Raw genomic sequence first — 25,849 nt, forward strand, 5'->3', positions numbered from 1 at the left:
TCCCTATCTGAGTCTGACAACGCTAAATCCGGGCCAATACCCGGGAATGGCGCAAATTTTCACCGCTTTTGTTACAGCGTGTTACGTTAGCATTGAATCTGTTTCCGTTCGTTACAATGGAAGAAGTTTGGGGCCAGAGAACAGGAGGACGAACACTGTGAGCATTCCGCGGCTGTTGGTGGTGGATGACGACCCTGAAATGCGGTCGATGATGACCCAGTTCCTGCAACAGAATGGCTTCATTGCGCTGCCCGCCAGTTCCGAAAGCGAAATCCGCGCCCATCTCAAGTCGGGTCGGATCGACCTGATTCTGTTGGATGTGATGCTGGGGGATGAAAACGGCGTTGATATCTGTGCCCGCCTGCGGGCCGAACAGGACGTGCCGATCATTCTGGTCTCGGCCTTGTCCGCCGATCATCAACGCATGGCCGGGTATGAGGTGGGCGCCGACGATTACATCGCCAAGCCTTTTAATCCGCAACTGATGCTGGCTCGCGTACGCGCCGTCATGCAACGGGCGCGTCGTACACCTTCGCTTGCCTATCGCCGCCGCACCCGCTCCTTTAGGTTTGACGGCTGGCTCTATGACGGCAAACGGGACGAAGTGCATTCGCCCGACGGATATCTGGTATCCCTGTCGCAGCGAGAAACAGCAATGCTCAAGGTTTTTCTGGCCAACCCGCATATTCCCCTGACCCGGGATGAAATCGCCGCGGCCCTGGATGTAACAGGCGCTAATGACAAGAGCGAAGGCCAGGGACGCGCCATCGACATGCTGGTCGGGCGGCTGCGATCCAAGATCGAAGCCAACCCCAAAGACCCGCAAATGCTGAAGACCGAACGCGGTGTGGGCTATATCTTTGCCGCAGAGGTGTCTGTGGACGAAACCGCATGACCGTCCGCGCCACGCGCCTGCGCAGCCTGGGCTGGATCTGGACCTGCGCCGCTTTTACCTCGGGGTTGCTGGCCGCAGGCCTTTGGTTCGCCTCGGCCCGGGCATGGCAGGAATTCCAGACCCGTGCATATGTTGCCGGGTTCGCTATTTACGAGGATTTGCGCATCGGTAAATCCCCACCGCCAGGCATCTCCATCGTACCATTGCCGCCCAAAGCAGCCAGCCTGGCGGATGCCGGGCAGTTTGAGCAACTTCCCGGGTTTTCGGATCGCAGCTTTGTCACCAACCTGTCGATCCTGACTGACAGCTCAGCACCCGTTTCAGGCCGAGAGCTGACGCTGGCTGTGATGTCAGACCGGCTGGTTTACCCGGTGTCCGACATCCTCTCCGGCATCGACCAGACCGGCCCTGAGAAAATGGGCAACCTGACCCGGCTTTTGGCGACCTATTGCAGCGAACCGATACTGATCGCCCGCTATGGGCGCGGCGCATGGCAACAGGTGGACGGGACAGATATCTGGGGATGCCGTGCAGCCCCAACCGACCTGCGTCTGCCTACGATTCTGGTCGCTATTGTCGCGCTGGCGGTGATCCTGACCTCGGTGGGCAATGTATCAGACAGTTTCACCCGCTTTTCTACTGCCTTGCGCGACCGCAAAAGGCGGGGTGGGCCGAACAGTTATGAGGCCGATGGCCCGGCCGAACTGCGCGACATCGTCTCTGCCGTGAACGAGCATCTGGACGCAGAGCGCATGCAACTGGAAAAGCGCGCCACTGTTTTATCGGGTGTCAGCCACGATCTGGGCACCCCGGCCACCCGCGTCCGGCTGCGTGCCGCATTGATCCCAGATGCCGAGCTGCGCGAAAAACTTGAGGCCGATGTCGATCAGATGACCGGCATGATCGAAAGCGTTCTGACCTACACACGGTCCGAGCTGAGCATCGAAGAACCGCGGCAGATTTCACTGACGTCGCTGGTCGAGGCTCTGGTCGCGGACTATCAGGATATGGGACTGCCGGTGACCCTGAAAAAGCTGGCCCCAGTGGCGGTACAGGGCGGCACGTCCGTTTTCATGTCGCGCCGAGGGCATGGATCCCTGCCCGAGACCCGGCGGATACTGGTCGTTGGCAGGCCAATTTCGCTAAAGCGCGCCCTGACCAACCTGATCGACAATGCGCTGAAATATGGGCGCCATGCCGAGGTTCAGCTGGAAACCGATGCCAAAATAGCAACCATCACCGTCGAGGACAAAGGGGCCGATCTGTCCGTCTCGGATATCGAAGCCCTGATGGCCCCGTTCCGGCGCGGGTCAAACTCCGGGTCTTCGGATGGGTTTGGTCTGGGACTGACAATCGCGGCGACAATCGCGGAACAGCATGGCGGCACCCTCAGCTTCGAAGCCGGAGAGCAAGGCCTGCGCGCACGTCTGCAGATCACCAGGCAGTGACGATTCATGTCATATAGCTACGCACCAGCGCGCTTGCGATCAGCGACCAGCCGTCGGCGATGACAAAGAAGGCTAGTTTGAACGGCAGCGACACTGTTGCAGGCGGAACCATCATCATCCCCATCGACATCAGCACAGCGGCCACCACAAGATCAATGATCAGAAACGGCAGGAAGATCAGAAACCCGATCTGAAAGGCCCGCGCTATCTCAGAGAGCATGAAAGACGGCATCAAGATCGACAAGGGTGCCTCGGCCGACAAGGACACAGTATCACCCCCAGGGCGTAGGGCCGCAATGGCATGGAAGGTATCGGGATCAACTCGCCCTGCCATAAAGGCACGAAACGGCTGCAACGCGCGCTCCAACGCTGGTTCGACCTCCATCGCTTCTTCGACCATGGGGCGAATGCCTGTGGCCCAGGATTCGGAAAAGACCGGCTCCATGATGAAATAGGTCAGAAACAGTGCGAGGCTGACGATCAGCATGTTGGGGGGGGATTGCTGCAATCCGATCCCTTGCCGCAAGATGGCCAGAACGGTGATCAGGAACGGGAAACAGGTAATCATGATCGCCAGCCCAGGCGCAAGGCTGAGCACGGTAATCAGCAAAATCAACTGAATGGTGCGCGCGGAAATCGACCCGCCTTCGCCCAGTGACAGCGACACCTCTTGCGCGGCGGCCAGAGACGGCGTCAGCGTCAGCAGCACCGCCACCCAATACAGGAAACGCATTACCCGATCCCGTTCTGCAGATCCGCGATTTCGGTTAGGCGCACGGCCAGTTGCCCGGCTTGATCACCCTCCATCTCTTCCAGCAGACCGCGCGCCACCAGTTGATCGCCAATATATAGGTCCACAGGATCTTCGATCCGTTTGTCCAGGATGAGAACAGCGTTTTCCCCCATATTCAGCAGATCCCGGATGAGCGGGCGCGCCCGACCGACTGACACGGTTACCTCGATCGGAATGGAATCAAACGGGCTGGCTTTTTCGGGTTTGGGGGATTGCGGGTCACTCATTGTTCAATGCCTCTTTTGCCTCATACACGTAAGCGTCAAATGCTGAACGGATTGTCTCTAGCAAGGCGCTGCTATCCACCTCTCGCTGCGAAGTACCAACCTGCAGACGCGCCTGACCGGCCCCAAGAGACGGGTCCTCGACAACGCGGGTCGGGGTGGCCAATTCGGGGGGCAACAGCCCTTCGACAACACTCACGAACCCCGAAGGCACAAAGATTTGCATCGGTTGGCCAATCTGTTCACCGGCCATTTCTGTAAGCTGTTCGACCAGCCGCGTGGCCTGCCCCCGATCCAGGGTGTTCGGCAACACCAGATTGACGAGGCTCTGGAACATGGGCTCTAACGACATTGTCATCCGGCTCGTCGCCTCATGATAAGTAAAGGACATATCCTCGAGCGCGCGGGCAAGGTTGTCTGATACCTTTCCACGACCCTGTTCCTGGGCCTGAAGGGCATCGTCCCATCCGGCGCTATAGCCGTGTTCGAAGGCACCAAGCCGCTGTTCTTCCAGCGCCTCTTCGTCCAATAAATGAACTTTGCCGCCGCCTGCCTGTACAGTGAAATCCTCAAGAAGATGAGCTATCGACATCACGCACGCTCCTCACTTTCTTCAAGCCAGCTGCGCAGGATTTCCACGGTCTCCTCCTGCTTGTCGCCGATCATGGCCCGCAGCCGATCAACCGGATCAGCGCCCGGATTTGCCGCCAGCGCGGGTACATCCCCCGGGGTATGTCCCGGAATAGCGGCGAATTGCCCGCCCTCTTCGGTCGCGATCTCACCGGTCAGAACCGCCTCGGGCTCTGGCGGTGTTCCCGCCGGCAAAAGGGCGGGGGCAAGGGCCGGTTTCATCAGGATCGGGCGGATCACGAACAATCCCAGAACCAGCATCACGATCGCCAGAACGGCCATTTGGACCAGTGACATCGCGTCAAAATGAACCTGCTGCCAGATCGAGGACGAAACCACAGTTCCGCCAGGCTCTACTGCGGGCAGATCCAGCGATTTCAGTGTGATGACGTCGCCACGTTCGGCATCGAACCCAACGGCCGAGGCCACAAGCTCAGCCAGCGCATCAAGCTCTGTCTGAGGCAACGGCACAAAGCTTTCAGCACCAGAGGCATCCACAGAACGCGTTCCATTCACCAGAACCGCAACGGTCAGGCGCTTGATCGCACCGGGTGCGGTGTGAACCTCTAACTCAGTCTCGGATACCTCATAGTTGACCCGTTCCCGTGTCTGTGTGGCATTCGAATTGGATGCATCCCCGCCCGCGCCGTCGCCATCGGGCAGGTTCGACGCAACCGTGACATCGGACGATTGGTTCCGGGCGCTGTCAGACCGTTCCTCGACATCGGTGCTGATGGCCACGCGCCCCTTAGGATCAAAGCGCCTTTCACGGATGGATTCGGTTTTAGTGACCGTATCAACACTGACCTCAACGACTGCATTTCCGGCCCCCACTCGGGCCTCAATCAGACGCAGGACCCGTTCGCGCAGCTGGCGCGACTTGTCATCCGCAGAATCTGCTGCCACCGCAGTCTCTTTTGCGCCAATGACCGCACCATTGGAATCAATCACCGCCACATTCTCGGGTGCGAGGCCGCTGACGGCAGAAGAGACCAGAAAACGGATCGCCTTGGCCTGATCCGAAGTGATATCCGCACCCGAGGACACCAGATAGACCGAAGCCGTCGGCGCGACGCTGCGCTGAAACGGGTTCGTTGACCCGTTGGCAATATGCACGCGCGCCTGACTTATGTGAGGGCTGCCGACAATCGTGCGCGCGAGCTCACCCTCTTTCGCACGCCAATAGGCCGCATCGAACATTTGCGAGGTGGTGCCAAAGCCGCTGAGTGAATCCAAAAGCTCATACCCGCGGTTTCCGTTCGCAGGCAGGCCTTCGCTGGCCAGAGTCATGCGCAATTCGTCCCGCTGCGAGCCGGGCACGTAAATCGAACCGCCTCGAATCTCATACTGTACGCCGCGCTGATCCAGTGATCGAACGATATCCCCCGCCGCGCCGCTTTCCAGCCCGGCATAGAGTAGGGTCATCGACGGCGCCGTCGCCAACCGCGACATCGCAAGGACCCCCAAAAACACCAGCACGACTGCACCGGCGACAATGATTTGCTTTCGCCTGTCCAAACTTGCCCAGACAGTTCCGATCTGCTGCACGCTCACCTCCGACTCGCCGACATTCTGCCCGGCGCATCCCCTGTTTGGACGATTGCCCTTAACAATCGGTTAGTCCCTGCCGGGTTATGACATCCCCAGACTGAATGAATGAGGACGTCATGACTGACGCGACTGCAGAACAGGCAGAAGCCCCGGAAAAATTGGGGAAAAAAGGAATGATCATCGGGGTGATTCTGGCCGTTGCCGGGGCTGCGGGCGGGTATTTCCTGACCACTTCGGGACTGCTGCCATTTGGCGGCCAACCAGCCGCGGAAGACGCCAAGGAAAAAGACAAAGGGGCCGAGGTTAAGGCCCTGCCCGAGGTTGGTTTTATCGACCTGCCGGCGGTGATCGTCTCGGTCAATGCCGGCGATTCGCGGCATCTGAAGTTCCACGCCCAGCTTGAGGTGAACAGCGGCTACGTCTCGGATGTCGAGAAGATGAAGCCTCGAATCATGGATGTGCTGAACGGGTACCTGCGGGCGGTCGAAGTGTCGGATCTGGAGGATTCGCTCGCACTGATGCGCATCCGCGGCCATCTTTTGCGTCGCATTGAAATCGTCGTCGGCGAAGGGCGCGTGCGCGATGTCCTCGTGATGGAATTCGTATTGAATTAGGAGGCCGAGATGAAGCTGATTGCAGATATTTTGCTGGTCGCAGGTGCGCTGGGCGCGGGTCTTTACTGTTTTGTGCTGTCCCGTCGGTTAAAGCGGTTCACTAATCTGGAACAGGGGGTCGGTGGCGCGGTTGCTGTCCTGTCATCCCAGGCGGATGAGCTGAAGAAGTCGCTTGATTCGGCGCGGACGGCCTCGGACCAATCGGGCCTTGTGCTTGAAGCTCTGACCCAAAGGGCGGAATCGGTTGCTCAGCGGCTCGAACTGATGATGGCTTCGATGCATGATGTCATTCCGGCCGAAGAACCCGCCAATGACATCAAGGTTGAAGATCCCAAGCCGCAAGAACCCAAGGCCGCGGAACCAACGACGGATCCTGTGCCTGAAGAGGTTCCAATCGAGGCGGTGGAAAAGCCAGAGGATCCTGCTGCGCCCAAATTTGAGGACACTCAGGAAAAGCGCCCGGGCGGGCTGATGTTTTTCCGCCACGACCGCAATAGCGGAGAGGCCGCGACATGAGCGGACACGTTGTAGAGAAACGACCAAGAAGCGGTGTCCTGACAGTTATTTCACTGTTGATGCTTGGGTCAGCCGCGATTCGGCTGGGGTTTGAGGCTGCACCAGCCCTGGCAAAAGGGGCCGAGCAGGCAGAAGCAATTCCGAAAGAGACCCAAGCAGAGCTGCCCGGAGCCCGGATATTGCTGACCGAATTGCTGCGGCGCGAAGAGGCGTTGAAAAAGCGCGAAGCCACCGCCATTGATCGGGAAAAGGCGCTGGCCATTGCCGATCAGGCCATCGAGGCCCGCCTGGCCGCCCTGCAGCAGGCAGAAGAGGCGCTGCGTGAGACGCTGGCCATTGCAGAAAAAGCGGCTGAGACAGACCTGACGCGCCTGACGGATGTCTATCAGAACATGAAGCCGAAAGACGCGGCCGCCCTGTTTGAAACGATGGACCCGACCTTTGCCGCCGGATTCCTGTCACGGATGCCGCCCGATGCCGCAGCCGGTGTTTTGGCAGGCCTGAACCCCGAGGCTGCCTATACAATCAGCGTGATTATGGCCGGGCGAAACGCTTCGGCTCCGCAGGAGTAGCCCCCATGATTTTCAACCCTGCATCGGAATTCACCGGAGACCTCTTATGATCGGAATTGTCGGAATTGTCATTATTTTCGTCATGGTGTTCGGCGGCTATTTGGCGGCTGGTGGGAAAATGACCATCATCATGAAATCCCTGCCGTTCGAGATGATGATGATCGGTGGCGCCGCGGTCGGCGCATTTATGATCAGCAATGACCTGAGCGCCGTGAAGCACACGATCAGGGATATGGCAAAAGTATTCAAAGGGCCGAAGTGGAAGCCCAATGACTACCGTGATCTACTGTGCCTGTTGTTTTCGCTGATCCGGATCGCCAAGGCCAACCCGGTCGAGGTTGAACAGCATATCGAAGACCCCGAAAACTCGCCTCTGTTTTCGACTTATCCGAAAATTCAGGCCGACAAAGAAGCCGTCGACTTGATCTGCGACACGATGCGGGCTGCCTCTTTGAATTATGACGATCCCCACCAGGTCGAAGAGGTGCTGGAAAAGCGGATGGAGGCGAATTTTCACCACGCGATGCACTCTAGCCACGCGCTACAGACTGTTGCTGACGGCCTGCCCGCACTTGGAATTGTTGCGGCAGTTCTGGGCGTTATCAAAACGATGGGATCGATTGATCAACCCCCAGAAGTGTTGGGAAAGCTGATCGGTGGCGCTTTGGTCGGGACGTTCCTGGGGGTCTTTCTGGCTTATGGGCTGGTCGGCCCATTTGCAGGAAAACTCAAATCCGTGGTGGAAGAAGACAATCATTTCTATCAGTTGATCAAAGAGGTTCTGGTTGCCAACCTGCACAACCACAACCCTGCCATGTGCATTGAGGTCGGGCGGCAGAACACTCCCACCCATAACAGGCCGGGTTTCTCAGAACTTGAAGAGGCCTTGAAAGAGCTCAAGCAGGCAGCGGCATGATCCGATACGCCCTGATGGTTTCAGCGGCGCTTACGGCCGCTGGACAGGCTGGCGCGCGCGACATTTCTGTGCGATCGGGCGAGCATGACGGATATACGCGTCTTGTTGTGCAGGTGCCCCCGGGTACGGAATGGGGTCTGAAGCAAACGAAGAATGGCGCAAGACTCAACGTGGCGCTTCCTGATGCCGAATTTCAAACCGGAGCGGTATTTCAGCGGCTGTCGCAGAACCGTCTGTCTGCGATCTCACAGACCAGCCCGGGTGATGCGTTAGAGATGGAATTCGGCTGCGACTGCTTTGCCACCGCATTTCTGCATCAAAACACGATGATCGTTGTGGATATTGCGCCGGGGGCAGCCCTTCCACCGATCAGCAGCGACATTCCACCCCCAACGCTGCCCAAAGCCGCTGTGGTAAACGCCCCGCTGCCCGGGCCACAGGCGCTTGATCCTCTGGTATTGCCGCTTTTGAATCTCAATGCGCAGGTATTTGAGGACCAGCTATCGACGCGATTGTTGCAGGGCGCTGACCGAGATCTGGTTGATCTTGAACTATCTCAGATTGGGCCCAGGAACTCGAATGGCAATCAATCGCTCGACATGCCACCGCGTATGGACCTGAACATCGCAGTTACGTCGGTACTGGACGATCTGGATGGCTTGCTGGGACCATCCATTCCACAACTGGAAAAGAAACCAGCCTGCATTTCCAGCGCCGAGCTAGGTTTTGACAGCTGGTCCGATGAGCGCCTGTTCCCCGAACAGGTGGCAGAGCTGCGCACTGGCCTTTTTCAGGAGTTTGATCGCCTTGACAAAGTACGAGCCATGAAGCTTGCCAAGCTCTATGCGTATTTCGGCTTCGGTGCCGAGGCGGTTCGCAGCCTTGGCTGGATGGGTGAAGAGACGCCGGAAACGAACCGGATTTCTGCGATTGCCGCTGTTCTGGACGACCGGCCACTGAAAGGGTCAAATCCATTCCGCGACCTACAGCGTTGCGAAAGTGACGCCGCAATCTGGGCCGCTCTGACCGAGGGTAAGCTCGCCGAAGATGCCCAGATAAGGGTTATGGAACATTCCTTTGCGCGACTACCGGATCATCTGCGCCGGCAAGTCGGACCTATGCTGTCCGACATTTTCGTTGCAGCCCAAAAACTTGAAGCCGCGCGGCGCGTCTTGCGGGCTGTTGATCGCATCGAAACCAAACCCAGCCCCGGCGCAACACAGGCCAAGGCCAGTGTTGCAAAGGCTGAAGGTAATCAGGAAAAATCCGAAACCTTGCTGAGTGACGTAGTGAGCAGCTCGGAAGCGGGGCTTGAAGCGCCTCTGGCGCTGGCGCGGTTGATTGAACAGCGGTGGGCGGAACGCGGGTCAGCCTCCGCCCGGGAGCTCGAACTTGCCGCATCTTATACGGTCGAATTGCGCCGATCTGAGATCGGGCCACTTATGCAACGGACATATGCGCTGGCACTGAGTTTGGGCCAAGAGTTCGACCAGTCTTTTGATCTGTTAGAAGATATTCCGAATTCAGCTGAAACGCTGGACCGGGCCGTTCAAATACTGACTGCGCGCGCCGACGACGATACCTTTTTGCGGCGCATCATCAACCTGCCCGAACCGATGGCACAATCGCTGACAACCGAAACCGCAATCTCCATTGCCGAAAGGTCGGCATCGCTGGGGTTTGCCCGTCCAACGCTCTTTTGGTCCAACCGACCTCAGGACACTATCAGGCGAAAGGACCGAGCCCTTTTGCGCGCGCAGGCCGCATTGTTGTCCGGCCAGCCACACAAAGCCTTGCTGGAGTTAGGGGATGACCCCTCGGACAAGGCCATGTCACTGCGGGCGCAGGCCAATCTGGATATAGGTGAGTTTGAAAATGCAGGGCGGGTACTGTTGCAGTTTGACAGGGTGAACGAAGCAGAAAGATTGTTCTGGCTTTCTGATATGGAAGACGTCCCGCAGCCTGAGGCCGACCAAAAATTTGGACAGGTCAGGCGGGCGACTCTGGCATTGGCAGAACCTGTAACCAGGATTGAAGAACGACCATTGGCGGATGCAACTGCCCTGCTTGAAAACAGCGCCAACGCCCGGGAGAATATCGCTCAGCTTCTCGCACTTATGAGGGCAGACTGAAACGTCTGGGCAAAACTCAGGGTGGCCACCCAGTCAGGGCTGATCTCCTGACGAACCGCGGCATCCAATGCCCTGTTCCCGAGGGAAAACCTCATGAACAGAGCCTGAATTGGTGGGTTTAGTCAGTAAGGCGCCTCGACGTCATTCATCGAGACATAAACCGTTTTCATCTCGCTGAAATGATTGATTGCCAATTTCGAGTTTTCCCGCCCGACCCCAGACATTTTTGACCCGCCAAACGGGGCTTCAACCGGTGCGAGGTTGTAAGTGTTGATATAGCAGGTGCCCGCCTCGAACGCGGCCGCGATACGATGGGCTCGGGTCAGATCTTTGGTGAACACACCGGCTGCCAGACCGAATTCGGTGTTATTGGCGCGGGCCATCACCTCTTCCTCGGTTTCGAAATCCAACACTGACATAACCGGGCCGAAGATTTCCTCGCGCGCGATGGCCATGTCATCGGTCACATCGGCAAAGACGGCGGGCTGAATGTAGAACCCGTCGCCTTCGATACGCGCACCGCCATAGACCAAACGCGCACCTTCTGCCTTGCCTTTTTCAACATAACCCAGAGCGATATTCATCTGGTTTTCGCTAACCATCGGACCGAAATTAACCTCTTCATCCATCGGGTCGCCGATTTTCACATTCGCCAGACGCTGGGACAGGCGATCGAGGAAGGCTTCTTTGATGCCTTTGTGTACAAAAACGCGGGTGCCATTGGAACAGACCTGACCCGAGGAGTAGAAATTCCCCAAAATGGCGCCAGACACGGCGTTTTCGATATCCGCATCGTCGAACACGATCATGGGGGACTTGCCGCCTAGTTCCATCGTGACATGCTTCATGCCATCGGCTGCTGCGGCATAAACCTTGCGCCCTGTCGGTACCGATCCGGTCAGCGAGACCTTGGCAACACGGGGGTCCGTCACAAGTGATGCGCCCACATCGCCATAACCCTGAATTACGTTATAGACACCCTTTGGTGCCCCGGCCTCGACCAGGATTTCGGCCACTTGCAGAGCAGACAAGGGCGTGGTCTCGGAAGGCTTGAATACCATCGTGTTGCCGCAGGCCAAAGCAGGCGCGCCTTTCCAGCAGGCAATCTGGGTTGGATAGTTCCACGCGCCGATTCCGACGCAAACCCCAAGCGCCTCACGGATCGTATATACGAAATCCCCACCACCCAGCGGGATATGCGCGCCGGTCAGCGAGGCCGCCAGACCTCCGAAATATTCCAACGCATCGGCTCCGCTGGTAGCATCGGCAACCAACGTTTCCTGCAGCGGTTTTCCAGTATCGTGGGTTTCGATGATCGACAGATCACGATTGCGTTCGCGCATGATGTCCGCGGCGCGGCGCAGAACACGGCCCCTTTCGGTCCCAGACATCGCGGCCCAGTCTGCCTGTGCCGATTTTGCACTGTTTAGAGCCTGATCTATGATCTGCGGAGTAGCAGAATGCAGCCGTGCGATCACTTCCCCTGTTGCAGGGTAGATCACGTCTATGGGTGCTCCGGTCGTGTCGTCGACATATTCACCGTTGATGAAATGGCTCGCCTTGGGCTGAAATCTCATTGTGGGGATTCCCTGATCAGAAGCTGTTTCCTCCGCGTTTATATTTTATTGACTCAGCAGTCAATAAAACTGATCCAGAGCGATTTCCTGCCAATTCCAACAGGCCGTGGCTTGAAATTTTCGGTAAATGTTCTATTTATGTTCTACATAGTCAGAGGATCAACCGATGGCCCATTCATTGCGAAACACCGCCCCGCACGGCCCGACAAACGACTATCACCTGCTGCCCGCCACCGATCGGCAGATACGCTATGCCCGCGCCATCGCGGAGCAAACTGCACTTGAGATTCCGGTCGAGGCGCAGCGCGACCGTCAGTCCATGTCTGCCTGGATTTCCAAACACAAACCTGATGATCCCTCGCCATTTGCAAATTACCCGACCGGCAAGCAGGTTGCCTTTGCCGAACGTATCTCGCGCAGCAAACGCCGCCCAATCCCGTCGGAGTGCTTTCGCGACAAACAGATGATGTCGCGTTGGATAGATCAAAACAAATAGACGAAATCAGAGCCTAATCCGGACTATGATTGCGGGCATACAACGCCACCGCCGCCGCGACGAACAGGCCCAGTAGGATATAGCCGGTCACCGCCTCGGCCACGGCCAGGGCGCGGCACAGCCCGGTTGGGGACATATCGCCGTACCCAACGGTGGTGAATGTAACATAAGAAAAATACAGGATATCAGCGGGCCCTTGCGCCCCGATGACGCAATTATCCTGGTACCCGAATGCGCCATAGGCAGCGGCGAACAGGAACGGAACGACCTGAATAAAGGACACACCCATCAAAAACAGAATGCGGCGCGGTGATTTCACCTGAGTCATATAGAACCAGGATTGAGACACCATCCACACAACCAGCCCCACAGAGGCGATCGTACCGATCGTGTCACCTGCAGTGCCCTCGCTCAGACGGGACAGACCGAACCATGCGAGGAAACTGGCAACCACCATTGCGGCTGCCGCCAGCAGCGTTGATTTCCATTCTTCCAAAGTCGTGGGTTTTCGGGACATGGAACCTCCAACGCGCTGAAATCTCCGGGATTATCCGGTGGACTGTCCTGCGTGGCAACCAGATTTCAGCAAATCAGTCTGCGCCCAGATGCTCCTGTCCCCGCTGACGTGCCAGCAGGATCTGTTTTTGACGTTCCCGGAACCGGGTTTTGTCGACCTCAGAGGTTTCCTCTATGCATTGATGGCAGGACACGCCGTGTTCGTATTCGGCACGTTTCACATCCTCGGGAAGGATCGGGCGACGGCAGCCATGGCACAGGTTGTGCGGCCCTTCGACCAGCCCATGCCCAACAGATACGCGGTTGTCGAACACAAAGCATTCGCCCTGCCAGGTGCTGTTCTCGACGGGCATTTCCTCGAGGTATCGCAAGATGCCACCTTTCAGGTGATAGACATCCTCGACCCCCTGACCCAACAGGTAATTGGTGGATTTCTCACACCGGATGCCACCCGTGCAAAACATCGCCACACGCTTATTGTGGAACCGGTCCTTGTTTTCTTCCCACCAGGTGGGGAATTCACGAAAACTGCTTGTTTCAGGGTCTAACGCGCCCTCAAACGTACCGATTGCCACCTCGTAATCATTTCGGGTGTCGATCACCACCACATCATCCGAGCGGATCAGATCATTCCAGTCTTCGGGCTCGACATAATTGCCGACACGGGCGCGCGGATCGATATCCGGTTGGCCCATGGTCACGATCTCTTTTTTCAGGCGTACCTTGATCTTGCCAAATGGCGGTTGGTCAGACGTGGCCTCTTTCCACTCCAGATCAGCACAGCCGGGCAGCGCACGGATATGGGCCAAAACCGCGTCAATGCCAGCGCGGGGTCCGGCAATAGTGCCATTGATCCCTTCCTGTGCCAGCAAGAGCGTCCCTTTGACCGATTGCGCGCGGCACAGCTCAAGCAAGGGCTCACGAAGGGCTTCGTGGTTGGCGAACCGGGTGAAATGATAGAGAGCAGCGATCGTATACATGCGCGCGGTCTAAACCCGCGCGGACAGAGTCGCAAGAGACCGGATTGACGCCCCTTGTCGCGCCCACTACCGATAACGCAACCGAAGGAGGTCCCCATGACCCATGCCCTTATTGTGATCGATGTTCAGAACGATTTCTGTCCCGGCGGTGCGTTGGCGGTTCCCGGCGGAGATGAGATCGTGGCTCCGATCAACGCGATGATGCCAGATTTTGACGCGGTGATCCTGACTCAAGACTGGCACCCTGCGGGGCATTCGTCCTTTGCCAGCAGCCATGCGGGCAAAAACCCCTATGACATGACCGAGATGCCTTATGGGCCTCAGGTTTTGTGGCCAGATCACTGCGTGCAGGGAACAAATGGGGCAGCATTTCATGCGAACCTGCGTACGGATGGCGATCTGATCCTGCGCAAAGGGTTCCGCAGCAACATCGATAGCTATTCGGCGTTCTTTGAGAACGACCAGACCACGCCCACCGGGTTGGAAGGGTATCTGCGCACCCGTGAAATCGAGAGACTGACACTCGTCGGACTGGCCACGGATTTCTGCGTCTACTACTCTGCGGTTGACGCAGCGCGGCTGGGTTTCGACGTGTCAGTTCAGATGAGAGCCTGCCGGGCAATTAATCTGGATGGGTCATTGGCCTCGGCAGAGACCGCGATGAAAGATGCTGGCGTTCGGCTGATTTAAGGGGTTGCCCCCGCAGCCGCCAGATACTTGAGCAGTGCAAAGATAATCACCGCCAACCCCAAAGCAAACCCAACCCGGCCTGGTACAGTTCGGCGCTTTGGTCCGACCGATTCCGCCTGCTGTGGCCTGGGTTTCCACATCGGAACCTCTTTGGGCAACCCGGCGCGCGGCTTGGCGGCTTTTACATCGTTCATGAACTTCAGGAAATCAAACTCGCCGCAATATTCGCCTTTGACTCCCGTCGTCCGGATATTGTGAAACAAGGCTCGCAGAATGCGATCCCTGTCCGCCGTATCCTGTGGACGGTAATATCCATGGGTAATCTCGCTGCGCGTCGAATCCAGACCAAAACCGGCATCATGAAAAATTTTGCGTATTTTGGGTGACGCTGCCCGCAATGCATCGGCTGTTTTCACATTCCGAAACAGCGCACGCACCTTGCGTCCGTTTTGCGCCCCTGACGGGGTCGTCTCCGGATCGTTTTCCCCCGAAGCGATCGTTACAATATCAAAGTCGTACTCGAGAACCATTCACTAACTAAACCTCGACTATCCATCCCCCTCTTTCCACTAACCGGTGAAAAGACCCCACAATATGCTCGCATTGTGACTTGACCTTGTCATTGTCATCAATTTAGCGACTCTTGCCATTCCACGCACCTATTGATCTAACAACGGAAATCGCAGGAGTTCCCAATGGTCGATATTGCGACGCGAGTATACAATCACAAATGGAAGATTGACCCGATTGTCCGGTCTTTAATCGACACAGACTTCTACAAACTGCTGATGTGCCAGTCAGTGTTTCGAAATAAGCCCCAAACGGATGTGGTGTTTTCACTTATTAACCGGTCGAATCACATTCCATTGGCTGAATTGATTGATGAGGGAGAGCTGCGCGAACAGCTGGACCACATTCGGTCACTCAGCCTGAGCCGGGGGGAAAGCACTTGGCTGCGCGGCAATACCTTTTATGGCAAACGTCAGATGTTCCGTTCGGATTTCATGGGGTGGTTCGAGAACCTGCGACTGCCGCCCTACCACCTTGAACGCAAAGGTGATCAGTACGAATTGACCTTTGAAGGCAAATGGCACGAGGTCATGCTGTGGGAAATTCCCGCATTGGCAGTCCTGATGGAGCTGCGATCCCGCTCGGTGCTGAATGCGATGCGGCGGTTCGAGCTACAAATTCTCTATGCTCGTGCGATGACCCGTGTATGGGAGAAAATCGAACACTTACGAGGGATTCAGGGGCTGGGCATCGCCGATTTCGGCACTAGGCGGCGGCATTCCTTTCTATGGCAGGACTGGTGCGTCCAAGCCATGATCGAAGGTCTGGGCCCTGCATTTACCGGCACCTCGAACTGCCTGATCGCCATGCGGCGCGAGGTCGAGGCCATCGGCACCAATGCCCACGAGTTGCCCATGGTTTACTCTGCGCTGGCTGATACTGATGAGAAACTGGCGCAGGCACCCTATGATGTGCTTAGCGATTGGCACGAGGAACATGACGGCAACCTACGGATCATCCTGCCTGATACCTATGGCACCAAGGGTTTTCTGGACGACGCGCCAGATTGGTTGGCGGGATGGACCGGCATCAGAATCGACAGCGGTGATCCGGCAACCGGTGCAGAAACTGCGATCAAATGGTGGCAATCGCGCGGTGAGGATCCCAAACAGAAACGCGTGATCTTTTCTGACGGTCTGGATGTCGGCAAAATCCGCGAACTGCAAAGTCAGTTTGCAGGCCGCACCAAAGTATCCTTCGGCTGGGGCACGCTGCTGACCAATGATTTCAGAGGGCTGGTTCCCGATGACGCGCTGGCACCCTTCTCGTTGGTCTGCAAGGCGGTTTCGGCCAATGGTCGCCCGACGGTTAAACTCTCGGACAACCCGGAAAAAGCGATGGGTCCGGCGGATCAGATCGAGCGCTACAAACGTGTCTTTGGCGTTGGCGTGCAACAGCCAATCGAGGTCATCGTTTAGGCCCTAACCATGGAAAGCAGCTACCGTTTTCACCTGTGAGAACCCGTACAGCGCCTCGAACCCTTTTTCGCGACCATGGCCGGATTTCCCGACACCGCCAAAGGGCAGCTCCACACCGCCGCCAGCGCCGTAATTGTTGATAAACACCTGCCCCGACCGCAACTTCTTCGCCAGCCGCATCTGCCGCGCGCCATCGCGTGTCCAAATGCTGGCAACCAGCCCGTAATCGGTGGAATTGGCGATCTGCAGGGCCTCTTCCTCGGTCTCAAAGGGGATCAGCACTTGGACTGGGCCGAAAATCTCATCCTGTGCCAAAACATGATCAGGGGGTACGTCGGCAAACAGGGTCGGTTGCACATAGGCGCCAGACTCGGGTGCGTGGCCAACAATCGGCCCCTGGCCCACGATATTCAGATCTGCGCCTTTGTCGATAAATCCAGTCACGATGTCCTTCTGGCGCGCTGAAATCAGGGGCCCCAGGCGCAAATCTTCGGACGCGGGCCCAACGGTCAACTCGGAATAGGCCGAGGCCATGCGCGATTTGACCTGCTCATACACTCCGCGTTGCACCAGAACGCGGGAGGAGGCCGAACAGGTCTGCCCTGCGTTCTGAACGCCCGCATTCACCAGAAATGGCAGGGCCGCATCCAGATCTGCATCGTCGAACACCAGCTGCGGGGATTTCCCGCCCAGCTCCAGCGTCACTGGCACCACGTTATGCCCAGCGGCCTGTTGCACCAACGCGCCGGTGGCAACGGAGCCGGTGAAGGACACATGCTGAATCCCCGAATGCGCCGACAGCGCCGCCCCGGCCTCGGCCCCCAGCCCCGGAACCACGTTCAAAGCGCCCACCGGCAACCCGGCCTGCTGCGCCAGATGGGCAAAGGCAAGCGCGGTCAAACAGGCCTCTTCCGCTGGTTTCAGCACACAGGCATTGCCCATCGCCAAAGCCGCCCCGACAGAGCGGCCGATGATCTGCATAGGGTAATTCCACGGCACAATGTGGCCCGTCACACCATGCGGTTCACGCAGGGTATAGACGGTATAGCCATCCAGATAAGGGATCGTTTCGCCCATCACCTTATCCGCCGCGCCTCCGTAAAACTCACAATACCGCGCCAGTGCCACCGCATCGGCGCGCGCCTGTGTCAGGGGTTTGCCGACATCCATCGCCTCCAACGCGGCCAGATCATCGACACGCTCCAGCACCATCTGACCCAACCGGGTCAGAATGCGCCCGCGCTCTAATGCGGATTTGCGGCCCCAGTCCCCATCCAACGCTTTTTGGGCCGCGGCCACGGCTGCGTCGATGTCACCGGCATCTCCGCGCGCGATCCGGCAAAGTTCAGATCCGTCCGAGGGGTTGATCAGCGGCAGATCGGCCTGCGAGGCTGGGCGCTGCCATGCGCCGCCAATCAGGCACAAGCTGGGATCGAACCACAAGGGGTTGGTCATGTCAGGCTCCATTTCGTCTCTAACATTGAAGTTTACGCCACATCCTGACCGATATCCGGCAGGATAGGTGCAGCGGCAATCAGAGTTTGGGTATAATCGTGCTGCGGGTTGGAAAAGACCTGTTCCGTCTCGCCCTGCTCGACAATCTGCCCTGCCTGCATCACCAAAACCCGGTCGGTGATCGTACGCACGACGCTTAGATCATGGCTGATGAACAGATAGGTTAGGTCATAAGCAGCGCAGAGCTCGGCCAGCAGATCCAGAATTTGCGCCCGGACAGAAACATCAAGGGCCGAGACCGCCTCATCAAACAGGATCAGCTCGGGCCGGATGATCAGGGCACGGGCGATGGCAATACGCTGCCTCTGCCCGCCCGAGAATTCGTGAATATACCGACCCGCGTCATCGGGGCTGAGACCTACGGCTGTCAGAATCTCGGCGATCCGATCCTGCCGCTCGAACCCGGTTGGGGGATGTTCGAGCAGGTGAAACGGCTCGGTGATCAGGCGCGTGACCCGGTGTCGGGGGTTGAAGCTGCCATAGGGGTCCTGGAACACAACCTGCATCTTACGCCGGACGGCCAGATTGGGTTTGTGCCCCGTGAATACTGGCTGCCCGTCCAGCAGAATCTGGCCGCTCTGCACCTCTTCCAGCCCCAGGACAGCCCGTGTTAGGGTCGATTTTCCGCACCCGGACTCTCCGACCAGGCCTAAGCGCTCGCCTTTGTTCAGTGTAAAGCTGACCCCAGCCACAGCCCTGTGGTGTCGCGGCGCATCAAACAAGCCCTTTCGGGGCAAACGGTAATCCCGGACCACCTGTGCAACCTCAAGCAAAGGCTGTGCCGGTTTGAGTTCCGGCAGGTCGACCTGATGGCCCGAAGCCCGGAACAGCATGCGTGTATAGGGGTGCTGCATGTTCCGCAGCAAGGGTTCGGTGGCGCCGGCCTCGACGACTTCGCCATAGCGCATGACGATGATCCGGTCGGCCATATCGGCCACAACCGCCAGATCATGGGTGATCATTAGCAATCCCATGTCGTATTCGCGCACCAACCCCGTGAGCAGGTCTAGAATCTGCGCCTGCGTAGTGACGTCCAGCGCCGTCGTAGGTTCGTCCGCGATCAACAACCTTGGGCGCAACGCGATGGCCATGGCGATCACCACGCGCTGACGCTGACCACCGGACAGCTCATGCGGATACCTGGACAGAGGGAACCTTTCGGGCGGAAGGCCGACGCGCGTCAGCACTTCTTCGGCACGGGACCGGGCCTGTGCAGTAGGCATGGCTTTGTGGATCAAGATTGTCTCCATCACCTGATCCCCGATGGTTTTGACCGGGTTGAGCGCGGTCATGGGTTCCTGAAACACCATCCCGACCGAGGCGCCACGCAGGGCGCACATCTCATCCTCGGAACAGTTCAGCAGGTCCAGCCCGTCCAACCGGATCGCGCCCGCGGCATCCGCACCGTTTGGCAGCAGTTGCATCACCGCCAACGCCGTCATTGACTTGCCCGAACCGCTTTCACCGGTGACGGCGACGATCTCACCCGACGCAACAGACAGGCTGACCTGTTTGAGGATGTCCATGCCATGAATCGACAGGTTGAGATTTTCGATTTCCAGCAAGCTCATGCGCGCGCCACCCGTATTCGGGGGTCCAGCCAATCCCGCAAACCGTCGCCCAGCAGGTTCAGCCCCAAAACAGTGACAATGATTGCAAGCCCCGGAATCAGAGCCAAATGCGGGGCAAAACTGACCATCGTCTGCGCATCTGCCAACATCCGGCCCCAACTGGGCGTAGGCGGTTGCGCACCCAACCCGACATAGGACAGGCCTGCCTCGGCAAGAATCCCAAGGCTGAACTGGATGGTGCCCTGTACGATCAGCAAGTTCGCCACATTAGGCAGGATATGTTCCGCCGATATCCGCGCCGCACCCTTGCCCGAGACCCGGGCGGCCAGGATGAACTCTCGCTCCCACAGGGACAGCGCAGCGCCACGGGTGATACGGGCAAAGACCGGAATGTTGAAGATACCGATGGCAATGATGGCGTTGACCGCCCCGGCACCGAAAACGGCAGTGATCAGGATGGCGATGACCAACGACGGGAAAGCAAAAACCAGATCGTTGCCGCGCATGATCACCTCATCCAGCCACGCGCCTTTGCGCGCCGCTGCCGCCAGACCAAGTGGCACGCCCAATGTCATGCCGATCCCCACCGCCACCAAGGCCACAGCGATTGAAGTGCGCGCACCCACCATGATCATTGAGAACATGTCCCGCCCAAAATGATCGGTGCCAAACCAGTGCTGCGCATTGGGTGGTTGCAGCTTGGCGGGAATATTCAGCGCGGCGTGCGCGTAGGGCGTCCAGACAAAGGAAAGTGCAGCCGCCAAGACCACCAGCGAGGAGAGTACTGCACCAAGGATGAGGTTGCGGCTCATGTCCTGCTCCTCAGACGGGGGTCAACGGCGGCATAGGCGAGATCAACCAGAAAATTTACCGTGATCACTGCAAAAACCAGTAGCATGACCACGGATTCCACCACGATCAGATCGCGGGCCGAGATCGCTTGAAACACCAGCCGCCCGAGGCCGGGCAGGTAAAACACCTGTTCGATAATGATGGACCCGGCCAGAAGAAAGGAAAACTGCAGCCCGATGATGGTCAACACCGGGATCAGCGCATTGCGCACCCCGTGACGCCACAGCGCCTGTCGGCGGGACAGGCCCTTGGCCCGTGCGGTGCGCATGAAATCCTCACCCAGAATATCCAGCAGGGCCGACCGCATGACCCTTGCAAGAATCGCCGCCTGTGGCAGAGCCAGCGCTATGGCTGGCAGGGTCAGCGAGTGTAGACCGGTCCAAAACCCATCGTCCCAGCCTGCGAACCCTCCAGCGTTGAACCAGCGCAGATTGATGGCAAAGACCAGCACCAGCATCATGGCAAACCAGAAATTTGGCACGGCGATGCCGAGCTGTGTGGCCCCCATGACCGCCACATCGCCGGGCCGCCCCCGGCGCGCAGCAGCGTAAATCCCTGCGGGAAAGGCGATCAGGGTTGAAAGGGTCAGTGCATAAAGCGCCAGCGGCAGCGACACCCAAAGTCGGTCCGCAATCATCTGCGACACCGGCGTGCGATAGGTGTATGAAGTGCCGAAATCCCCGACCAGCATTCCGCTGACCCAGTTGAAATAGCGCTGCGGTTTGGACACATCCAACCCCAGCTCGGCCCGCAGCGCGGCCAGCGTGTCCGCCTGCGCGTTGACGCCAAGCATGAAGGATGCCGGATCGCCCGGCGCGACCTCGATCACTGCAAAAATGACCACCGAGGCGATAGCCAGGCTGATCACCAGCGAAATCAGACGTTTGAGGGCATAGCGTAGCATTACAAACAGGTTACGGGTGCGAGCGGCGCCTACGCAACAGCTACTTGTAGGACTGCTGCTCTTGCCGGACCAAATCAGTCGCGCAGGTCGAAAGCTTCGCCGCGGGTGCGCTGTCCACCAGCGTTTCCAGATTTGTCTCGGTCCGGGCCAGTGCCGCCCGACGAAGGACCATCAGGCGCGCGCGAGGACTGTCCAGAAACTGCTCCTGCGGGATGAGCGTTTCCAGCGGGCTGTCGATGCGGATGACCTCGAAATAGCCGCCAAACAGGGCAAGGAAGGCAAAGGCGCAGTTTGGTGCCTCGGCCCCGCATTGGTCAGAACAGAGCTGCGCGATGGGGCGGGTCGACTGGGATGTCATCAACCAGTTTTCCACCGCCGGGCGCCAGCTATTGTCCACAGACAGATCGCCATATCCCAGCCCCAGGGCCAGCAACCCCGCCATGCCCAGCGCCTGATCGGAATTCATGTCAACTGGATCAGGCTGAATGTGGCGCAGCGCTGCCAGACCGTCGCCGCGCGGCTCGGGATCGACCGTCAGATAACTCAGATAAGGTTTGAGGTCCTGCATCAGCTGCCCATCCGCCAACAGATCGCCGCGCATTTCTGGATCGCCATAGAGCGCCACAATTCGCGTCGGGTAGTCCGTAGCTTGATGTTCTCCCAACGCATTGAGCTGTGCAATCAGCTTCGGGTCTGGTGTGGGGCGTTTGGCATCCAACAGCGCTTGGGCAAGCTCATTTCCACCTTTCGCCTCAACCAACAGCCAGGATCGGCCAAAGGCCGTCAGGTCTTTTTGACGAAACAGCTTGCGCGAACCCTTTCGGCCCAGCGATTGGCGGAACGGAGATGGTCCAAGATCGGCGGTTTCAATTCGCCCCAACAGCAGACGTGCCTGCGCGTCACCATCAGCCGCCAGTTCTGCCAGCAGAGGCAGAGCGCGTTCATCATCGCCCTCCAGCCACAGTGTCACCGCCTGTTCAAGCGGCGTATCCCCTTTGGCGACCGGCGCAATCACGGCTAAAACCGCGATCATCAACGCAACGAGGGTTGATCTTCTCATGCGCCGGTCTCCTCTCTGGAACTGGTCTTATTCCGCCCAACTGATGGCGGTCAGGTCGATGGCCGCTGTGGGTGCGTTTTCCCAAAGGCCCTGAACGCCAGCCTTGGCAACGCCAAGCTTGGCCAGCTGGAACAGATACCCGTTGACGTAATCATTTGCGATCAGACGCTGCGCTTCGCCCAACAGGCGGGTACGCTCATCAGGGTCGGTGGTGGCGTTCAACGTCTCCATCAGCGTCTGAAAGTCGATGCTGTCATACTGGAAATAATAGTCGGGCCGCGCATAGATGCCGATATCCATCGGCTCGGTATGGCTGACGATAGTCAGACCAAAATCCTTGCCCTTGAACACCGATTCCAGCCACTGCGCCCATTCGACATTGATGATTTCAGCCTCAATCCCGACCTCGGCCAGTTGTGCGGCGATGATCTCGCCTCCGCGGCGAGCGTAAGAAGGCGGCGGCAGGTGCAGAGTGGTCTTGAACCCTTCGGCATAGCCCGCATCGGCCAGCAACTGCGCGGCCTTCTTGGGGTCATACGCCGAATTGCCGGTCAGATCGACATAGGCCGGGTTGTGCGGGGCAAAATGCGTTCCGATGGGCGTGCCATAGCCGAACATCGCGCCGTCAATAATTGCCTGACGGTCGATGGCATGGGCCAGCGCCTGCCGCACCCGGATGTCGTCAAAGGGCGGCTGCTTGTTGTTGGTGGACAGAATCGTCTCACCCTCGGTCGAGCCGACAAGCACCTGAAAGCGCGGATCAGCCTCGAACTGCGGCATGTTCTCCGGCGCCGGGAAAATGTCGAACACATCCACATCCTCGGCCATCATGGCGGCAAAGGCGGCGGTCGGGTCCGAGATGAACTTGAATGTAGCAGACTCTAACGCAGGCTGATCACCCCAATAGTCGGGGTTTCGCGTCAGCGTGATGCTGTCCCCCTGCACCCAGTCCCCAAAGGCAAACGCGCCGGTGCCGACCGGGTTGGTCTTGATCGTCTCTATGCTTTCGGGGGCGACAATCACCGCATCCCCCCAGGCCATATTGAACAGGAAATTCCCGTTTGGTCCTGACAGGGTGACCCTGACGGTCAGCGGATCCACGACCTCTACGCTTTCGATCCCGGCAAACAGGGCCTTTTGTGCATTGGCGCTGTCTTCAGCGCGGGCCCGGTCAAGGCTGAATTTGACGTCCTCGGCATCCATGGTGGTGCCATCGTGGAAGGTCACACCATCGCGCAGCTTAAAGGTATAGACGGTGCCGTCGTCTGATATCTCCCAGCTTTCCGCCAGCCCGGGCACGACCGATCCGTCGCCCATGAACCGGGTCAGACCTTCGAAGATATTGGTATAGACAACCGAATCGATGGCCTGTGCCGCAGCGCTGGTCGGGTCCAGATGCGGCGGCTCAAGCTGCATTGCGATGGTGATGTCGGATTTGGCCAGGGCTTGGGTGGCTATCAAACTGCCTCCAATCGCCAGCGCCGATGCAAAAGACCGAAACATCTGCTTTGTCATATCGTTGTCTCCCCACTGAAACTGCGTGGTCCTGCATGTCGCGGACCGGTCTGCGGACCAATGTCCCTTTAAACCTTAGGTCAATCAAGGAAATGTTCGCGCAACCGGACTATCTTTGGCCCGGCCCAATCTGCTATGCCGCACCGCAACATGAACCGCGAGGAGCGAGCATGAGCGCCACCGCCCGCAAAAGAGCCCCGAATGCCGTGGATATTCGCGCCCGAAAAGGTGGCGAGCCACTGGTCAGTCTGACCGCATATACAACTCCGATGGCCCGACTGATGGATGATCATTGCGACTTTGTTCTGGTCGGTGACAGTGTCGGCATGGTGCTACACGGGTTGGAATCCACCCTTGGCGTGACGATGGAGATGATGATCCTGCATGGTCAGGCTGTTGCTCGCGGGCTGGACAAGGCGATGATGGTCATCGACATGCCCTTTGCCAGTTACGAGGAAAGCCCCGCACAGGCGTTCCGCAATGCTGCCCGCCTGATGGCCGAAACCGGTGCCGGTGCCGTCAAGCTTGAGGGCGGTGTCGAAATGGCCGAGACCATCCGCTTTCTGGTCAAGCGCGGCATCCCGGTGATGGCGCATATCGGCCTGACCCCACAGTCGATCAACACGCTGGGTGGATACAAGGTGCAGGGCCGTGATGATCAGGCACAGACGGTACTGGCCGATGCCCATGCCGTGGCTGATGCAGGCGCCTTTTCCCTTGTGTTAGAGAAGGTCCCGCAGAGTCTAGCCAACCAAATCACTGCCGAGGTCGCCATCCCTACTATCGGCATTGGCGCGTCCGCCGGATGTGACGGGCAAATACTGGTGGTGGACGACATGGTCGGCTTTTTCACCGCTTTCAAACCGAAATTCGTCAAACGATATGCCGAGCTGGGGCCACTGGCCGAGGCCGCCATCGCCGAGTACGCCGCCGAAGTGCGCGCACGCGCTTTCCCCGCCGATGAACATGTCTTTGCCAATCAGGCTCCGTCACAGGGCACAGCTAAATGACCGCTCCGATCCTGCGTCGCCTCTCCGATCTGCGCGCCTTGACCGCCAACTGGCGCAAGAATGGTGAGGCAATCGGCGTCGTCCCAACTATGGGCGCGTTGCATCCGGGGCATCTGTCTCTGGTTGAGGCGGCCAAAAATGGCACCGACCGAGTTATCGTGACGATTTTCGTGAACCCAACGCAGTTTAACAACCCCGAGGATCTGGCCAATTATCCGCGCACCGAAATCGAAGATGCTCAGAAACTGGCCCCCTATGGCGTTGATGCAATTTATGTGCCGGACCCGGACGAGATCTACCCGCAAGGCTTTGCCACCACCGTATCTGTAACTGGCCTGACCAGTGTGATGGAGGGCGAATTCCGCCCCGGCCATTTCGATGGCGTCGCCACTGTGGTCGCCAAACTGTTCCTGCAAACCCAGGCAGACAGAGCCTATTTTGGGGAAAAAGACTATCAACAGCTGCTGGTCGTGCGCCGCATGGCGCGCGATCTGGATATCCCGATCGAAGTGATCGGCTGCCCCACGGTGCGTGAACCCTCGGGTCTGGCCATGTCCTCGCGCAATCAGCGCCTCTCGCCCGAGGGGGTGGAGATTGCAGCGCACAAACACCGCATCATGCTGGATCTGGCCAACGCGCTAAAGAACGGCGCCCCGTTCGACACACTGGCAGCACAGGCCTGTACCGATCTTTTGGCCGCAGGTTTTACACAAGTGGAATATATCCAACTGCGCTGTGCGGAATCTCTGAACCCGCTGACACATGCCGACCGACCCGCCCGCCTGTTTGCCGCGGCCTGGGCGGATGGAGTGCGTCTAATCGACAATATTCCCGTCTGAACACTCTGGTACGCAACCGACTGTTTGCGCTAAAGTCTCGCAAAA

26 protein-coding genes are annotated in these 25,849 nt (G+C 58.3%); 12 read left to right on the plus strand and 14 right to left on the minus strand.

All coding sequences use genetic code 11. The features are described 5' to 3' along the window. The first annotated feature begins 157 nt into the window (after window positions 1-157). Complete coding sequence (locus tag AC2FFB_RS15465) at window positions 158-895, plus strand: response regulator transcription factor (protein WP_142638648.1); 738 nt, start codon at window positions 158-160, stop codon at window positions 893-895. After that, window positions 892-2,343: a sensor histidine kinase gene (locus AC2FFB_RS15470; protein ID WP_142638646.1), complete on the plus strand. Its 1,452-nt coding sequence runs from the start codon at window positions 892-894 to the stop codon at window positions 2,341-2,343. Before AC2FFB_RS15465 ends, AC2FFB_RS15470 begins: the two co-directional genes overlap by 4 nt. Before the next feature lie 4 nt (window positions 2,344-2,347). On the opposite strand, the gene fliP is transcribed toward AC2FFB_RS15470, so the two are convergent. Genes fliP through fliF form a run of 4 tightly spaced genes read right to left on the minus strand, consistent with a single transcriptional unit; the run spans window position 2,348 to window position 5,538 of the window. Beyond that, complete coding sequence (fliP, locus tag AC2FFB_RS15475) at window positions 2,348-3,076, minus strand: flagellar type III secretion system pore protein FliP (RefSeq protein ID WP_496690251.1); 729 nt, start codon at window positions 3,074-3,076, stop codon at window positions 2,348-2,350. Continuing rightward, window positions 3,076-3,363 (minus strand): FliM/FliN family flagellar motor switch protein, encoded by a 288-nt coding sequence (locus AC2FFB_RS15480; protein ID WP_496875140.1) that lies wholly within the window; start codon window positions 3,361-3,363, stop codon window positions 3,076-3,078. The genes fliP and AC2FFB_RS15480 overlap by 1 nt, the downstream gene beginning before the upstream one ends. After that, entirely contained in the window at window positions 3,356-3,952 is a 597-nt protein-coding gene (locus tag AC2FFB_RS15485) for a FliH/SctL family protein (RefSeq protein ID WP_281995695.1), read from the minus strand. The genes AC2FFB_RS15480 and AC2FFB_RS15485 overlap by 8 nt, the downstream gene beginning before the upstream one ends. Then, a complete protein-coding gene (gene fliF / locus AC2FFB_RS15490; protein ID WP_281995696.1) occupies window positions 3,952-5,538 on the minus strand; it encodes a flagellar basal-body MS-ring/collar protein FliF in 1,587 nt (528 codons plus the stop codon). The genes AC2FFB_RS15485 and fliF overlap by 1 nt, the downstream gene beginning before the upstream one ends. A gap of 119 nt (window positions 5,539-5,657) precedes the next feature. On the opposite strand from fliF, the gene AC2FFB_RS15495 reads away from it, so the two are divergent. From AC2FFB_RS15495 to AC2FFB_RS15515, 5 genes are read left to right on the plus strand one after another with little or no spacing between them, the layout of a single operon-like run. After that, a complete protein-coding gene (locus AC2FFB_RS15495; protein WP_281995697.1) occupies window positions 5,658-6,155 on the plus strand; it encodes a flagellar basal body-associated FliL family protein in 498 nt (165 codons plus the stop codon). A gap of 9 nt (window positions 6,156-6,164) precedes the next feature. Beyond that, window positions 6,165-6,671, plus strand: a complete 507-nt coding sequence (locus tag AC2FFB_RS15500; protein ID WP_496875141.1) for a hypothetical protein — start codon at window positions 6,165-6,167, stop codon at window positions 6,669-6,671. After that, window positions 6,668-7,243: a MotE family protein gene (locus tag AC2FFB_RS15505; RefSeq protein ID WP_496690253.1), complete on the plus strand. Its 576-nt coding sequence runs from the start codon at window positions 6,668-6,670 to the stop codon at window positions 7,241-7,243. The genes AC2FFB_RS15500 and AC2FFB_RS15505 overlap by 4 nt, the downstream gene beginning before the upstream one ends. A 46-nt stretch (window positions 7,244-7,289) precedes the next feature. After that, a complete protein-coding gene (gene motA / locus AC2FFB_RS15510) occupies window positions 7,290-8,159 on the plus strand; it encodes a flagellar motor stator protein MotA (RefSeq protein ID WP_496690254.1) in 870 nt (289 codons plus the stop codon). Beyond that, complete coding sequence (locus tag AC2FFB_RS15515) at window positions 8,156-10,291, plus strand: hypothetical protein (RefSeq protein WP_496694327.1); 2,136 nt, start codon at window positions 8,156-8,158, stop codon at window positions 10,289-10,291. The genes motA and AC2FFB_RS15515 overlap by 4 nt, the downstream gene beginning before the upstream one ends. 122 nt (window positions 10,292-10,413) lie before the next feature. On the opposite strand, the gene betB is transcribed toward AC2FFB_RS15515, so the two are convergent. After that, window positions 10,414-11,868 (minus strand): betaine-aldehyde dehydrogenase, encoded by a 1,455-nt coding sequence (gene betB / locus AC2FFB_RS15520; protein WP_496791239.1) that lies wholly within the window; start codon window positions 11,866-11,868, stop codon window positions 10,414-10,416. A 166-nt stretch (window positions 11,869-12,034) separates the two neighbouring features. Between betB and AC2FFB_RS15525 the strand changes: the two genes are divergently transcribed. Beyond that, window positions 12,035-12,364 carry a hypothetical protein gene (locus AC2FFB_RS15525; protein ID WP_271952366.1) on the plus strand — a complete coding sequence of 110 codons (330 nt, stop codon included), beginning with the start codon at window positions 12,035-12,037 and terminating at the stop codon, window positions 12,362-12,364. Between the two features lie 13 nt (window positions 12,365-12,377). Here the strand turns inward: AC2FFB_RS15525 and AC2FFB_RS15530 are convergent, their stop codons facing one another. Both AC2FFB_RS15530 and trhO read right to left on the minus strand, forming a co-directional pair. Next, window positions 12,378-12,881: a potassium channel family protein gene (locus AC2FFB_RS15530; RefSeq protein WP_281973307.1), complete on the minus strand. Its 504-nt coding sequence runs from the start codon at window positions 12,879-12,881 to the stop codon at window positions 12,378-12,380. A gap of 73 nt (window positions 12,882-12,954) precedes the next feature. Then, window positions 12,955-13,860 carry an oxygen-dependent tRNA uridine(34) hydroxylase TrhO gene (gene trhO / locus AC2FFB_RS15535; protein ID WP_496694325.1) on the minus strand — a complete coding sequence of 302 codons (906 nt, stop codon included), beginning with the start codon at window positions 13,858-13,860 and terminating at the stop codon, window positions 12,955-12,957. A gap of 96 nt (window positions 13,861-13,956) precedes the next feature. Between trhO and pncA the strand changes: the two genes are divergently transcribed. After that, window positions 13,957-14,550: a bifunctional nicotinamidase/pyrazinamidase gene (pncA, locus tag AC2FFB_RS15540; RefSeq protein WP_142638619.1), complete on the plus strand. Its 594-nt coding sequence runs from the start codon at window positions 13,957-13,959 to the stop codon at window positions 14,548-14,550. Here pncA and AC2FFB_RS15545 read toward each other — a convergent pair. Next, window positions 14,547-15,080, minus strand: coding sequence for a hypothetical protein (locus AC2FFB_RS15545; protein WP_282022091.1), 534 nt, complete (start codon window positions 15,078-15,080; stop codon window positions 14,547-14,549). The two genes, pncA and AC2FFB_RS15545, sit on opposite strands and share 4 nt — an antisense overlap. A gap of 165 nt (window positions 15,081-15,245) precedes the next feature. Between AC2FFB_RS15545 and pncB the strand changes: the two genes are divergently transcribed. After that, window positions 15,246-16,538: a nicotinate phosphoribosyltransferase gene (pncB, locus tag AC2FFB_RS15550; RefSeq protein ID WP_142638615.1), complete on the plus strand. Its 1,293-nt coding sequence runs from the start codon at window positions 15,246-15,248 to the stop codon at window positions 16,536-16,538. A gap of 3 nt (window positions 16,539-16,541) precedes the next feature. Here the strand turns inward: pncB and AC2FFB_RS15555 are convergent, their stop codons facing one another. The 6 genes from AC2FFB_RS15555 to AC2FFB_RS15580 are packed head-to-tail and all read right to left on the minus strand — an operon-like array spanning window position 16,542 to window position 23,955. Further along, a complete protein-coding gene (locus tag AC2FFB_RS15555; RefSeq protein WP_496875142.1) occupies window positions 16,542-17,993 on the minus strand; it encodes an aldehyde dehydrogenase family protein in 1,452 nt (483 codons plus the stop codon). A 32-nt stretch (window positions 17,994-18,025) separates the two neighbouring features. After that, the gene (locus AC2FFB_RS15560) at window positions 18,026-19,624 is read right to left on the minus strand and encodes an ABC transporter ATP-binding protein (protein ID WP_496875143.1); all 1,599 of its coding nucleotides are present in this window, start codon (window positions 19,622-19,624) and stop codon (window positions 18,026-18,028) included. Then, window positions 19,621-20,436, minus strand: coding sequence for an ABC transporter permease (locus AC2FFB_RS15565; protein ID WP_496678434.1), 816 nt, complete (start codon window positions 20,434-20,436; stop codon window positions 19,621-19,623). Before AC2FFB_RS15565 ends, AC2FFB_RS15560 begins: the two co-directional genes overlap by 4 nt. Further along, window positions 20,433-21,380, minus strand: coding sequence for an ABC transporter permease (locus AC2FFB_RS15570; RefSeq protein WP_282027660.1), 948 nt, complete (start codon window positions 21,378-21,380; stop codon window positions 20,433-20,435). The genes AC2FFB_RS15565 and AC2FFB_RS15570 overlap by 4 nt, the downstream gene beginning before the upstream one ends. A gap of 40 nt (window positions 21,381-21,420) precedes the next feature. Then, complete coding sequence (locus tag AC2FFB_RS15575) at window positions 21,421-22,440, minus strand: hypothetical protein (protein WP_281973313.1); 1,020 nt, start codon at window positions 22,438-22,440, stop codon at window positions 21,421-21,423. Window positions 22,441-22,467: 27 nt separating this feature from the next. Further along, entirely contained in the window at window positions 22,468-23,955 is a 1,488-nt protein-coding gene (locus tag AC2FFB_RS15580) for an ABC transporter substrate-binding protein (protein WP_496875144.1), read from the minus strand. A 170-nt stretch (window positions 23,956-24,125) separates the two neighbouring features. Between AC2FFB_RS15580 and panB the strand changes: the two genes are divergently transcribed. Together panB and panC are read left to right on the plus strand one after the other, a co-directional pair. Continuing rightward, window positions 24,126-24,965: a 3-methyl-2-oxobutanoate hydroxymethyltransferase gene (panB, locus tag AC2FFB_RS15585; RefSeq protein ID WP_496875145.1), complete on the plus strand. Its 840-nt coding sequence runs from the start codon at window positions 24,126-24,128 to the stop codon at window positions 24,963-24,965. Next, window positions 24,962-25,804, plus strand: coding sequence for a pantoate--beta-alanine ligase (panC, locus tag AC2FFB_RS15590; protein ID WP_496875146.1), 843 nt, complete (start codon window positions 24,962-24,964; stop codon window positions 25,802-25,804). The genes panB and panC overlap by 4 nt, the downstream gene beginning before the upstream one ends. The last annotated feature ends 45 nt before the right edge of the window (window positions 25,805-25,849 follow it).

This window comes from Ruegeria sp. YTSA219 (genome assembly GCF_059609985.1).

Coding starts and splice junctions, on each gene's coding strand:
- AC2FFB_RS15470 (WP_142638646.1), top strand. CDS start 892: ATGACCGTCCGCGCCACGCGCCTGCGCAGCCTGGGCTGGATCTGGACC.
- fliP (WP_496690251.1), bottom strand. CDS start 3,076: ATGCGTTTCCTGTATTGGGTGGCGGTGCTGCTGACGCTGACGCCGTCT.
- AC2FFB_RS15480 (WP_496875140.1), bottom strand. CDS start 3,363: ATGAGTGACCCGCAATCCCCCAAACCCGAAAAAGCCAGCCCGTTTGAT.
- AC2FFB_RS15485 (WP_281995695.1), bottom strand. CDS start 3,952: ATGTCGATAGCTCATCTTCTTGAGGATTTCACTGTACAGGCAGGCGGC.
- AC2FFB_RS15495 (WP_281995697.1), top strand. CDS start 5,658: ATGACTGACGCGACTGCAGAACAGGCAGAAGCCCCGGAAAAATTGGGG.
- AC2FFB_RS15500 (WP_496875141.1), top strand. CDS start 6,165: ATGAAGCTGATTGCAGATATTTTGCTGGTCGCAGGTGCGCTGGGCGCG.
- AC2FFB_RS15505 (WP_496690253.1), top strand. CDS start 6,668: ATGAGCGGACACGTTGTAGAGAAACGACCAAGAAGCGGTGTCCTGACA.
- motA (WP_496690254.1), top strand. CDS start 7,290: ATGATCGGAATTGTCGGAATTGTCATTATTTTCGTCATGGTGTTCGGC.
- AC2FFB_RS15515 (WP_496694327.1), top strand. CDS start 8,156: ATGATCCGATACGCCCTGATGGTTTCAGCGGCGCTTACGGCCGCTGGA.
- betB (WP_496791239.1), bottom strand. CDS start 11,868: ATGAGATTTCAGCCCAAGGCGAGCCATTTCATCAACGGTGAATATGTC.
- AC2FFB_RS15525 (WP_271952366.1), top strand. CDS start 12,035: ATGGCCCATTCATTGCGAAACACCGCCCCGCACGGCCCGACAAACGAC.
- AC2FFB_RS15530 (WP_281973307.1), bottom strand. CDS start 12,881: ATGTCCCGAAAACCCACGACTTTGGAAGAATGGAAATCAACGCTGCTG.
- trhO (WP_496694325.1), bottom strand. CDS start 13,860: ATGTATACGATCGCTGCTCTCTATCATTTCACCCGGTTCGCCAACCAC.
- pncA (WP_142638619.1), top strand. CDS start 13,957: ATGACCCATGCCCTTATTGTGATCGATGTTCAGAACGATTTCTGTCCC.
- AC2FFB_RS15545 (WP_282022091.1), bottom strand. CDS start 15,080: ATGGTTCTCGAGTACGACTTTGATATTGTAACGATCGCTTCGGGGGAA.
- pncB (WP_142638615.1), top strand. CDS start 15,246: ATGGTCGATATTGCGACGCGAGTATACAATCACAAATGGAAGATTGAC.
- AC2FFB_RS15555 (WP_496875142.1), bottom strand. CDS start 17,993: ATGACCAACCCCTTGTGGTTCGATCCCAGCTTGTGCCTGATTGGCGGC.
- AC2FFB_RS15560 (WP_496875143.1), bottom strand. CDS start 19,624: ATGAGCTTGCTGGAAATCGAAAATCTCAACCTGTCGATTCATGGCATG.
- AC2FFB_RS15565 (WP_496678434.1), bottom strand. CDS start 20,436: ATGAGCCGCAACCTCATCCTTGGTGCAGTACTCTCCTCGCTGGTGGTC.
- AC2FFB_RS15570 (WP_282027660.1), bottom strand. CDS start 21,380: ATGCTACGCTATGCCCTCAAACGTCTGATTTCGCTGGTGATCAGCCTG.
- AC2FFB_RS15575 (WP_281973313.1), bottom strand. CDS start 22,440: ATGAGAAGATCAACCCTCGTTGCGTTGATGATCGCGGTTTTAGCCGTG.
- AC2FFB_RS15580 (WP_496875144.1), bottom strand. CDS start 23,955: ATGACAAAGCAGATGTTTCGGTCTTTTGCATCGGCGCTGGCGATTGGA.
- panB (WP_496875145.1), top strand. CDS start 24,126: ATGAGCGCCACCGCCCGCAAAAGAGCCCCGAATGCCGTGGATATTCGC.
- panC (WP_496875146.1), top strand. CDS start 24,962: ATGACCGCTCCGATCCTGCGTCGCCTCTCCGATCTGCGCGCCTTGACC.